The organism is Paenibacillus chartarius (genome assembly GCF_042432825.1).
Classification (GTDB): Bacteria; Bacillota; Bacilli; order Paenibacillales; family NBRC-103111; genus Gordoniibacillus; species Gordoniibacillus chartarius.
In genome coordinates, this window is the sequence record NZ_JBHLWN010000052.1 from 1 (window position 1) to 12,122 (window position 12,122).

Below are 12,122 nucleotides of genomic sequence, written 5' to 3' on the forward strand. Positions count from 1 at the left end.
TTCTACTAGGCCCTGGATTCTGCCACCTAATTTTCAAAAACGGAATTATGCAAAATGCTCAAATAGAAAAATCTAAGGAGTGGAGTATGATGAGAAAAGTTCGTAAAGCTATTATCCCAGCAGCCGGTCTTGGTACAAGATTTTTGCCAGCGACGAAAGCAATGCCGAAAGAAATGCTTCCAATTGTAGATAAACCTACGATTCAGTACATTGTCGAAGAAGCTGTAGAATCGGGTATTGAAGATATCATTATTGTAACCGGCAAGGGCAAACGAGCGATTGAAGACCATTTCGACAATGCATTTGAGCTGGAGCAAAAGCTGCTGGAAAAGAAAAAACTTGAATTATTGGAAGAAGTTCAGCGCTCATCGAAAATGGTCGACATCCATTATATACGGCAAAAGGAACCGAAAGGATTAGGGCATGCCGTTTGGTGCGCAAGGAAGTTTATCGGAAACGAGCCCTTTGCGGTCTTATTGGGAGACGATATTGTTAAAGCGGAAACTCCATGTTTGCTTCAGCTCATCCAGCAGTTTGAATCGACTAACAGTTCGGTTATCGGTATCCAAGAGGTGGCTGAAGACGAGGTTAACCGATATGGAATTATTGATCCTAGTGAGAGACACGGCAGACTGTACCAAGTACGCGGATTTGTTGAGAAACCTCAAAAAATGTTTGCGCCATCCAATTTGGCGATAATGGGCCGATACATCTTATCTCCAAAGATTTTTGAATTTCTGGAAAAGCAGGAGCTGGGTGCCGGCGGTGAGATTCAATTGACTGATGCGATCCAGAAGCTGAACGAAGTTGAAGACGTATATGCGTACGATTTCGAAGGAACACGGTATGATGTAGGAGAAAAACTTGGATTTATTTTGACGACACTCGATTATGCGCTCATGAATCGAGATCTGCAGGTTCCCTTGTTGAAAGCATTGGAGAATATCTTGGATCGTCAACGTATTAACATTTGATAGGGGGATGCTGAAATGAGTGTGCCTGAGTTAAAGGCTGCTGTCGAAGCAAACCAATACAATCCAAGACCACTCACAGAGCATACTGCCGACGAACGCGCAGGCTATTTGGCCGTAAAGCGATTCATTGACATTGTGTTAGTTCTGATCGGAATCATTCTGCTAATTCCGGTATTCGTAATTGTCAGCATATTAATTAAGCTTGAGGATCCGAAAGGGCCGATCTTGTTCAGCCAAACGCGGGTCGGTAAGAATGGAAAGGAATTTAAAATGTATAAGTTCCGCTCTATGGTGACCAATGCTGAGGAAAAATTGCAGGAACTTCTTGCCCTCAATGAAGTCAGCGGTGCCATGTTTAAAATGAAAGATGACCCCCGTATAACGAAAGTGGGGAAAATCATTCGAAAAACAAGTATTGACGAATTGCCTCAGTTATTTAATGTCCTTAAGGGAGATATGTCCCTAGTTGGACCGAGACCTCCGCTGCCACGTGAGGTGGCGGAGTATACTGCATACGATATGCAAAGGCTGCTTGTAACACCGGGATGTACGGGGCTCTGGCAGGTAAGCGGCAGGAATAGCGTAGGGTTTGCTGAAATGGTGGAACTTGATCTGGAGTATATTAAAAAACGCAGCGTGTGGTTTGATATCCAAATTATTTTTAAAACAGTGAAGGTGCTGCTCGGCTCAAAAGATGCTTTTTAGCAGGATAGCTTGAAAAATGAGGAGCATTTCTATGAACAAGATTTATATTAACGGAAGATTTCTTACACAGGGGACGACCGGCGTTCAGAGATATGCCATTGAAGTCGTTAAACAACTTGACGATTTCATTGATAATGGGGAAATTGACCCAGATGCATTTCATTTTACTCTGGTTGCTCCAAAAGAGCTGCGATACGAACTGCCCCTAAAACATATCAAGCTTAAAAAGGTTGGCCGCTTGAGAGGGCATCTTTGGGAGCAGCTCGAGCTGCCCTTTCATTGTGGCGGAGGTTTGTTGGTGAATTTGTGCAATACGGGGCCGCTGTTGAAAGTTCCGCAAATCGTTACCCTCCATGATGCGTCCGTATTCGTTAATAAGCACTTTTTCTCAACCGCGTTCCGTTTGTGGTATAAAGTGCTGTTTACGATTCTGGGGAAAGTCGCGAAGAGAATCATTACTGTGTCACAATTTTCAAAGGATGAATTGGTGCGTTATTGTAAGATCCACGGAGATAAGATTCACGTGACCCATCTTGGCAAAGAGCATCTTCACAAATTGCCGGCTGATTCATCCGTCTTCCAAAAGCATCAATTTGGAGAGAAACCATACTTGCTCGCTGTAAGCAGCCTCAACCCTAACAAAAACTTCAAAGCGATATTGACCGCAATCCAAAATCTGGATACCCGCGAGTTTGACGTTGTTATAGCAGGCGGGACCAACTTAAAGGTATTCGCCGATGCAGAGCTTTCGGTACCGGACAATGTCATTCAGCTGGGGTATGTGAGCGACGAAGAGTTAAAGGCGCTCTATGAGAGGGCGGCGTGCTTTGTGTTTCCATCCTTCTATGAAGGATTTGGAATCCCTCCTATTGAGGCGATGTCATTTGGATGCCCTGTGATCGTGTCGAATACGGCTTCGTTGCCTGAGGTTTGCGGAGATGCGGTCATATACTGCGATCCGAATGATCCCGCATTACTTGGTGAGCTCATAAAAAAACTTATGAGTGACAGGCAGTTAAGGGACGGGCTGGTTCAGAAGAGTTTGCAAAGAGCGGGGATGTATTCTTGGGAGAAATGTACTCGTCTTACGTATTCGATCTTACAAGAAGTTGTAAGTTAGTTTACAAGTAAACAAGTGAGGAGCAGCGAGCTTGAATTTACTTATTATTTTAAGTTTGCTCACCTCCATGCTATCGGGGGTGTTAAATAAAGTCGTTCCATTAGATAGCTCATCGTTGACATTAGTCCCTGTCATATTAATTGTTGTCGTCTATTTGATTCAACTTGCAATGAATAAAAAAATTAAGTCGTACCCTTTATTTTATCTGCTGATATATATCTGTATACTTTTGATTTTTATTGGCAGTTTTAAAAATGGTATGAATATCACCATGATTAAGTTCGCTTTTTTCTACTTTGTCATCGGTGTACTGATTAATCAATTAACTAAAGAAGGTATATCCAAACTATATAACACAGTTATTATTTTAACAGTCATTCTTTCAATAGAGGTATTTGCAATAGGAGCAATGACTGTTGCTACGGATGGTCGGCTGCTAAATATAAGGCACCAGTTAATGTTAGATAAGCAAGCTTACAATATTATGTACAATTTTGCCATACCCATCTTGTTCTGGAATCTTTGCTATTCCAGGAAGATTCGAGATGCGCTCCTTCTCATGTTCTTCAGTATTACCGGACTTTATTTTCTACAAATCAAGACTTTGCTATTAAGTATTCCGATTAGCTTATTGGTTATTGCCTGGATGCTGAAGCCAGTATCTAGGAAGAGCCTGATGACAATTTGTGCATCGATTGTTATTGTCTCAATTGGGGTGCTGAATGTATTTCCACAATATATTCCCGATCAAATTCGAATTGTAACTAATTACATCCTTGGAAAAGAACAGCAGGTCACATCCGATAGTTTGGTTTATGCAGACACAGTTGTAGTAAGAGAAAAAATTATCGAAAATGCGAAACGCCTATTCCAAGAAAATATGTGGTTGGGAATCGGTTATGGTAATTACGGAGAGACGGTTGAAGGAATAACGGTATATTCGATTGCACGCAGTAATGTGGTATATCAAATACCGACCGTAACGGAGAACGGGATTATTACGTTCTTAGTCGAAGGGGGACTGCTTGCCGCCCTGGTTCACCTGAGTTTGTATGCCATCATATTATGGAAGCTAAGAGGAAGGACATCGAGAGACAAGACGGTATTGATCGGATTAACGATATCATTTGCCTTGTTTGTCTCGAATTTTGTCCAAGATAACCTGAACTACTCTTACTGGTTCTCTCTAGCCCTGGGGTTGTTTCTTGCAAAGGAAGTGGAGCGGACTCAATCGCTTCGAAGCTCGTTGTCCGGCGATGGGAACAAGATCCACTCAGTTGAACCATTTCAATCTTTACCGCTGTCAGAGCGGGGGAGGGCAAGCTTAACATGAAGATCATGCTGGTAAATACTCTCTACCACCCTAATATGATTGGCGGAGCCGAGAAATCGGTACAACTGTTGGCAGAGAAAGTAGCTAGCGAAGGTCATACACCGGTCGTAGTAAGCACAACGAAGCAAAAAGATTACACGGATATTGTAAATGGAATCAAAGTGTACTACCTTCGGTTTCGAAATTTGTATTGGGGAATTGAATCAGGAAACAAACCCGCATTATCCAAAGGCATCTGGCATGCAATTGATATCTATAATCCACTTATGAAGCATAAGTTTAATGAAATTCTGGCTGCGGAAAGCCCGCAAATTATTCATACGAATAATTTGACGGGCTTTTCCATTGTTCCGTGGCTGTGTGCCAAGGAACAAGCAATACCCGTCATCCACACACTGCGTGACTATTCACTGATGTGTGTGAAGGGCACCATGTTTACAGGAGAAGATAATTGTTCCGGCAGATGTAAGACCTGTTCTATGTACACGGATTTCAAGAAGTCTTACTCGAACAAAGGACTTGTGCAGCACCTAACAGGCAACTCTCAATTCATTGTAGACCTGCATAAGCAAGAAGGCTACTTCCGCGGCATATCTTCCTCCAGAATATTTAATGGAGCCGAGCTCAGGAAGCTTGCTCCTGAACCAACTTCAACGGATGGCAGAGATGACAAGCGTAGATTGAAGTTTCTTTATATGGGACGAATCGAAGCGACGAAAGGTGTTAACTTGCTTCTCGAGGCGTTTCAATCTTTACCCGAAGCCGACTTATTGTTAGCGGGTAATATTAACGACGCGCAAATCTCGGCGAAGAAAGAACGGGGAGAATATCCGTCTAACATTACTTTCCTAGGTTTTGTTAAGCCACATGACGTGCTGCCGCAAGCCGACGCCGTGATTGTTCCTTCGCTCTGGCACGAGCCGCTGCCAAGAGTTTCGTTGGAGGCCTATTCTTATGGAAAGCCGGTAATTGGTTCGAATCGGGGGGGGATTCCGGAAAGCATTCAAGACGGAGTAACCGGCTATATCTTCGATCCTGCGAAGCCGAATCATTTATTGGAAATACTTGTTGATTTGATACGTAATCCGGAGAAGTTAACGCGGTTAACGGGTAATCTGGAGACGTTCCTAAAGACTTATGACATTAACATTACAGCCAAAGAGTACATCGCTTTATATGAACACTACGCAAGAATGAAGACGCTACAGGAATCCGTAGGAGGAGTTTGAGATGAAAAAAGTATTAGTAACCGGTGGAGCAGGCTTTATCGGAAGTCACCTGATTGATTCGCTTCTGGCAGATCAGGTTGAAGTTGCAGTCATTGATAATTTTGATCCGTACTATGATAGAAGCATTAAGGAAAACAATAGAAAAGAACATCTGTTACATTCTGGATATTCACTGTTCGAAGCCGACATACGGGATCGAGATGAAATGGACGCGCTGATCGCTCAAATCCAACCGGATGCGATTGTTCATCTGGCGGCAAGAGCCGGTGTCCGGCCATCCTTGCAAAGCCCGTATGACTATACACAGGTTAATATTACTGGCACTGTGAATTTGCTTGACGCTGCAGTGAAGTATGGTGTTTCGAAATTCGTATTCGGATCTTCTAGCTCCGTATATGGTCTGAATGACCAAGTTCCGTTTAGCGAAACGGATCCAACCTTGCAAATAGCTTCTCCGTATGGAGCTACGAAGGCAGCCGGCGAAGCCTTGTGTCACAGCTACAGCAATTGCTTCAAGCTGCCCATCGTAGCGCTTCGTTTCTTTACGGTATATGGACCAAGACAGCGACCGGATTTGGCTATTCACAGCTTCGCTAAGAAGATCAGAAATAACGAACCGATCAGCTTATTCGGCGATGGGACGACAAGCCGCGATTACACTTATGTAGCTGATATTGTGTCGGGTATTCGAGGCGCATTGTCTTTCGAGCTTGACAGCTACGAAGTATTTAATCTTGGAAATGACCAGCCGACCAGCCTGATGCAGCTTGTGAAAACCCTGGAAGAAGCGATTGGCAAGGAGGCATTAATTGAATGGAAGCCGCCTCAGGTTGGCGATGTACCGAGAACATGGGCTAATATCGAAAAGGCTCGCAGATTATTAGGTTACAATCCGGAAACTGATTTCAAAACAGGTATTGGCCGATTTGCAGCTTGGCTCGAAGAGCAATCAAAGCAATTGGTTTAATTGGCAGTAAAGTCATCCGGCGATAGGAGAAAGTATGCTCTTTAAGCACACGTTAATGTATTTTTTAGCCCGGGGACTTCCTGGATTGATCAGTTTCTTGTCCATCATGATATATACACGAATGTTGACACCGGACCAATACGGGAAATATGCACTTGTTCTAGCCGGAGTGAATTTATGTAACGCCTTGTTTTTTCAGTGGCTTCGTCAGGGGCTTCTTCGGTTCTCCACGGCACATGAGGAAGCTGATAGACGAGTTTTTAGAAGTACATTAGCAACGGGATTCGTTGGCTTGACTTGCCTGACGGCAATTATCGCAATATTCGTGTTTCTGCTATCGTTACAATACCAGTACTTCATGTATGTCTTAGTCGGTTTAGTAAACTTATGGCTGCTAGCCTGGTTCGAATTTGTTCAAACCGATTATAGGGCGCAGCTTAAGCCGAAAGCTTTTGGCCTTGTTACTTTCAGTCGAACCCTTTTGTGTCTTGTGTTCAGTTTACTGTTTATTTGGCTGGGGTGGGGCGAAATCGGGCTGCTTGCAGGCCTACTTGTAGGCACGCTGATCATTCTGGTTGGCCCGACTGTCAGGGAATGGGGAAGCATAAGGCCGAAAGAGCTGGATAAAGCTGTTATGAAACAGCTACTTTCTTATGGCTTACCCCTTACGTTAACTTTTGTTATGGCTTTTGTCATGCAGTTATCGGATAGATTTTTATTAGGCTGGCTTTCCGGAACCGAAGCAACAGGCGTGTACGCTGTTGCCTCGGATTTTGCCAATCAGTCTTTATTTACCATAATGATGATCGTAAATCTAAGCGCATTTCCATTGGTCGTAAAGAAGTTGGAAGCGGAAGGTGTGGATGAGGCTCAGAAGCAGCTGCGAATGAATCTTGTACTGCTTCTGGGAATTTCTTTACCAGCCACGATGGGAGTAATCCTGCTAGCTGAGCCTATATCCAAAATGTTTTTTGGCAGCCAGTTTGCAGGCACTGTATCTGTGCTGCTTCCGTTGCTCATAGTTGGAAACTTTCTGATGGGGTTGAAACAATTTTATTTTGACCAAGCCTTTCAGCTAGGCAATAAAACGATGATTCAAATCTTTCCGGTAATTGTTGGCGCTATTTTGAATGTCGTTCTAAATTTAATATTCATACCGCTTTGGGGGGTTACCGGTTCGGCATATGCGTCCATTGCTGCAACAGCGGCAGCTGTCGTACTTAGCTGGTTTTTTGGGCGCAAATGTTTTCATTTGCCTATCCCATACGGTGATATTTTGAAAATTATTTTATGTTCACTATTCATGATTGCTGCCTTACTCCCATTCCTTCAATATCAAGGTCCGCTCGTAATTTGTATTGAGATCACGGTAGCTATATTAGTCTACTTGCTTGGAGTATGGGCGCTCAATGTTGCAGGAGTTCGAGGGAGGCTGCTTGATTATTTGAAAGTTAGAAAAACAAAAGGGTTGCAAATGTGATCCAAGATAGGGAGGAACCATATGAATATTTCAGTAATCGGTACGGGTTATGTCGGATTGGTATCGGGTGTCTGCTTTGCGGATTTAGGTCATAAGGTTACTTGTGTGGATAAGGATATTCAGAAAGTGATGAAGCTAAGAAACGGCGAAGTTCCGATATATGAACCCGGTTTGCAGGAATTGATGGTGAAGAACGCAGCGGCCGGCAGATTGTCTTTCACACATGATGTACCTGAAGCGGTACAAGACGCGGAGATCATCATCCTAGCTGTTGGAACGCCTTCTTTGCCTAACGGTGAAGCAAACCTTCAATATATCGAACAAGCGGCAAGAGAAATTGCTCTAGCGATGAATGGCTACAAAATTATTATGACGAAGAGTACAGTACCTGTAGGTACCAATGAACATATTCGTTCTATTATAGCATCGTTGACAGAACTTCCGTTCGATGTGGCGTCAGTGCCGGAGTTTCTGCGGGAAGGATCGGCGATCAGCGATACGTTCCATCCGGATCGAATCGTTATCGGTACGGATAGTGAAACGGTGAAGGAAAAGCTTACAGAACTGCACAGCAAATTGGCGAATAATATTTTGATCACTGATGTGAGAAGCGCGGAGATGATCAAATACGCATCCAATGCATTCCTTGCAACGAAAATTTCATTCATTAATGAGATCGCTAATATATGTGAGAAGGTTGGCGCCGACGTAACTTTAGTCGCCAGAGGAATGGGTTACGATCGAAGGATCGGTTCGGCCTTCCTGAGCGCCGGCATTGGATATGGAGGTTCTTGCTTCCCGAAGGATACGGATGCTCTTATTCAAATCGCCGGAAATGTGGAGTATGACTTCAAACTGCTGAAATCGGTTGTGAATGTGAACAAGGATCAGCGGTTTAATGTGATAAGGAAGCTTCAAGAAGCTTTGGGGGACCTCAGCGGGAAGACGATTGCGATCTGGGGATTAGCTTTCAAACCTAATACAGACGACGTCCGCTATGCTCCAGCGATAGAGATCATCGGTGAGCTGACCCGTTTGGGATGTACGGTAAAAGCATACGACCCTGTAGCCATGGAAAATTTCCGGAAAAGCGGAAACTACGAGAACGTGATTTGGTGCGATGCGATGACCTCTGCAGCAGCAGACAGCGATGCGCTTTGTCTTCTTACGGAGTGGGACGAATTTAAAAAGGCGGATCTCGCTTACATTGAAAAAATCATGAATCAACCTGTGCTGATCGACGGTAGGAATGTTTTTACCAAAGATAAGATCGCCCTGACTAATTTCCACTATTACTCAGTCGGTCGCCCGAATATTAACCAAGTGTCGCAGGCTATTTATTCCGATGCGGCTGTGTAATCCGGAGCGGAAGCGGAGCGTGAATATGTCCATATGAAAATTCTGCATATTAGTGAATATGCGAATGGCGGAATTTCTACGTATATTAACAGCGTTGTAGCACATCAGCATCCAGAGCATGACGTTTACGTCTTAATTTCGGATTATAACAGCCAAAAGAAGTATGACATTCCCGATGAAAAAATATTTACGTACCCGTATAAGAGGCATCCAAAGCACTTTCTATCCGCGATACTTCATATTTTTAGGAAGATAAAGGAAATCAAGCCGGATGTCGTTCATATTCACAGTACTTATGCGGGGTTATTTACCAGATTGATTTATTTTTTGGTAAAGAAGGACGTCAAGATCATTTATTGTCCGCATGGATGGTCTTTCTTGATGGATGTATCTGAAAAGAAAAGAAAAATATATGCATGGGTTGAGCGCGTGCTCTCCCGGAAAACAGACGTGATTATCAATATATCTCAATATGAATACAACCAATCGCTGGAATACAAAATACCCGCAGACAAATCGGTTGTTGTTTATAATGGCGTACCGGGAGAAGCACAGATTCAGGAATTAGATGCAATTCCAAGCAAAGATAAAATTAACATGCTGTTTGTAGGACGATTCGATAAGCAGAAGGGTTTAGATATTTTATTGGATGTGTTTAGCCGAAATACGTTCCCCAATATTCAACTGTATATTATTGGAGGCGGCGTGTTGGGGGATGTAAACGTTAAATTCCCTGACAATGTTGTTCATTTGGGCTGGATTGATAACAAGTTTCTGGACTCTTATTACGCTAAATGCGACGTGCTGATTATGCCATCCCGATGGGAAGGCTTCGGACTCGTAGCGGTTGAAGCGATGAAGAACAAAAAAGCAGTGATCGCAAGCAACCGCGGCGCACTGCCGGAAATCGTTTTACATGGAAAGACGGGGTATATTTTCGATATATCCAAACCCGAGCAGCTTATCGAAATACTTCGTACGCTAGATAAGTCCAAACTAACGGAGATGGGCTTAAATGGGTATGAAGCTTATAAGGAAAAATTTAGTGCGGAACGAATGAACAAAGAACTATTGGAATGTTATGTATAGTTTTCCGTAAAAGGGGATGGCTATGAAGCTAATACTTCTCTCAGGCGGTTCGGGCAAGAGGTTGTGGCCCCTATCCAATGAAGCAAGATCCAAACAATTCTTAAAGATGCTCAAAAATCCGAATCAACAACTGGAATCCATGGTTCAGCGCGTCTGGCGCCAATTAGAAGACAGCGGCTTGGCCGAGCATGCTTATATTGCAACTGGAACAGGGCAAGCGGACATCATTCACAGCCAGCTTGGAGAACATGTCCCAGTCATTATCGAGCCTGAGCGTCGTGATACGTTCCCGGCGATTGCACTTGCCGCATCATATTTATACTCCATAGCGGGAGCGGGATTGAACGAAGTTATTTGTATACTGCCGGTCGATCCTTATGTAGATGCAGGCTTTTTCAATAAAATTCAGGAGCTCGAGGACGTTTGCCGGGATACAAACGCCGATATAGCGCTAGTGGGAGTCAAGCCTACAGAAGCTTCCGAAAAGTTTGGTTATATCGTTCCTTCACTGTTACATAAAACAGAAGCAGGAACGGACTACGCTAAGGTGGCCCGGTTTCAGGAAAAACCAAAGCAGGAAAAAGCTCGAGCTTTGATCGAACTTGGGGCCCTCTGGAATTGCGGCGTGTTCGCTTGCAAGCTGGATTATATTATTCAGATCTTAATTGATAAGGGACTTCCGATTCAATACGAAGAACTGTTGAAAAACTATGACAAGCTTCCGAAGATCAGTTTCGATTACGAAGTTGTAGAGAAAGCGGAACGCATTGTCGTATTGCCTTTCGATGGAACGTGGAAAGACTTGGGCACATGGGATGCGTTGACGGAAGAAATCGAGACTTCCATTATCGGAAACGGCATTGTAAGCGAGGACTCCGTGAATGTACATCTCGTTAACGAGCTGGAGATCCCGGTTACAGTGCTCGGTTGTAGAGACTTGATCATTGCAACGAGTCCCGATGGGATTCTGGTCTCTGACAAAACAAGCAGTCCGAAGGTTAAAGATGTTCTCAAGCATATGGAGCAGCGTCCCATGTATGAAGAGCGACGCTGGGGCTGGTATCGCGTATTGGACTACATCAAGCGGGACGGACGGGAGATCCTGACCAAACGTATCGGTATTCATGCAGGTAAGAACTTAAGCTACCAAATGCATTTCAAACGCAGTGAGGCATGGACTGTCATTTCCGGCGAAGGTCAGTTTATTCTTAACGATAAGCTGTTCCATATCCAAGCCGGTGATGTGCTGCAAATTCCTATTCGAGCTCGACACAGCATTCTGGCGATTACCGATTTGGAGATCATAGAAGTTCAGACGGGATCGCAGCTTGTAGAAGAAGATATTGTCCGACTGGAGTTGGATTGGAACATTATTAGTAGTTATGCAATAAGATAAATAAATCGAATTACCCCTCTTACCTTCATAATGCTCCCCTAGTAATTACCGTTGCTGCTCACCAATAAGACTACTATGCTAATTTACTATAAGGAAGCATGGGCGGTAACGGGCCTACATTTTTTCTAAATCTAATAAATTACGTGATTCAATGCATTATCTAATCTTCCGCATATCATACTACAAGTTAAATAATGATTGCACTGATACAAAATGTATCAATGTTTGTCTAAATGACAGTGAGAATCATGCCAATAATAGCAATTTTTAACTAATGATCAACTAAAAGGAAACCTTCTTTCGCGAGTTTGAAACATTGTATTCGAAATATACCACTGTATCCATTAATGGTTTGGTTGAAAGTAGAGCAAATTAGTCACTAGGAGGAGTGGGCTAAGTGTTGCACATTATAAATTATCCTGAATTTCGAAAGCGCATAAGAATGCGGTGGCGATCATCCAGGAGCGGAT

At 43.5% G+C, this 12,122-nt stretch carries 10 protein-coding genes; all 10 read left to right on the plus strand.

The window, feature by feature from the left end; genetic code table 11:
- Window positions 1-89 precede the first annotated feature (89 nt).
- From galU to ACFFK0_RS13780, 10 genes are read left to right on the plus strand one after another with little or no spacing between them, the layout of a single operon-like run.
- A complete protein-coding gene (gene galU / locus ACFFK0_RS13735) occupies window positions 90-974 on the plus strand; it encodes a UTP--glucose-1-phosphate uridylyltransferase GalU (protein WP_377470858.1) in 885 nt (294 codons plus the stop codon).
- Between the two features lie 15 nt (window positions 975-989).
- Window positions 990-1,679 carry a sugar transferase gene (locus ACFFK0_RS13740; RefSeq protein WP_377470840.1) on the plus strand — a complete coding sequence of 230 codons (690 nt, stop codon included), beginning with the start codon at window positions 990-992 and terminating at the stop codon, window positions 1,677-1,679.
- Between the two features lie 31 nt (window positions 1,680-1,710).
- Window positions 1,711-2,799, plus strand: a complete 1,089-nt coding sequence (locus ACFFK0_RS13745; protein ID WP_377470841.1) for a glycosyltransferase family 4 protein — start codon at window positions 1,711-1,713, stop codon at window positions 2,797-2,799.
- 31 nt (window positions 2,800-2,830) lie between these two features.
- Window positions 2,831-4,132: an O-antigen ligase family protein gene (locus tag ACFFK0_RS13750; protein WP_377470843.1), complete on the plus strand. Its 1,302-nt coding sequence runs from the start codon at window positions 2,831-2,833 to the stop codon at window positions 4,130-4,132.
- Window positions 4,129-5,361, plus strand: a complete 1,233-nt coding sequence (locus ACFFK0_RS13755; RefSeq protein ID WP_377470845.1) for a glycosyltransferase family 4 protein — start codon at window positions 4,129-4,131, stop codon at window positions 5,359-5,361. The genes ACFFK0_RS13750 and ACFFK0_RS13755 overlap by 4 nt, the downstream gene beginning before the upstream one ends.
- Window position 5,362: 1 nt before the next feature.
- Window positions 5,363-6,328 (plus strand): SDR family NAD(P)-dependent oxidoreductase, encoded by a 966-nt coding sequence (locus ACFFK0_RS13760; protein ID WP_377470847.1) that lies wholly within the window; start codon window positions 5,363-5,365, stop codon window positions 6,326-6,328.
- A 34-nt stretch (window positions 6,329-6,362) separates the two neighbouring features.
- Entirely contained in the window at window positions 6,363-7,808 is a 1,446-nt protein-coding gene (locus ACFFK0_RS13765; protein WP_377470850.1) for an oligosaccharide flippase family protein, read from the plus strand.
- A gap of 21 nt (window positions 7,809-7,829) precedes the next feature.
- On the plus strand, window positions 7,830-9,167 hold the full coding sequence (locus tag ACFFK0_RS13770; protein ID WP_377470852.1) for a UDP-glucose dehydrogenase family protein: 1,338 nt from the start codon (window positions 7,830-7,832) through the stop codon (window positions 9,165-9,167).
- A 33-nt stretch (window positions 9,168-9,200) separates the two neighbouring features.
- Entirely contained in the window at window positions 9,201-10,256 is a 1,056-nt protein-coding gene (locus ACFFK0_RS13775; protein ID WP_377470854.1) for a glycosyltransferase, read from the plus strand.
- 22 nt (window positions 10,257-10,278) lie between these two features.
- Window positions 10,279-11,652 carry a sugar phosphate nucleotidyltransferase gene (locus ACFFK0_RS13780; protein WP_377470856.1) on the plus strand — a complete coding sequence of 458 codons (1,374 nt, stop codon included), beginning with the start codon at window positions 10,279-10,281 and terminating at the stop codon, window positions 11,650-11,652.
- The last annotated feature ends 470 nt before the right edge of the window (window positions 11,653-12,122 follow it).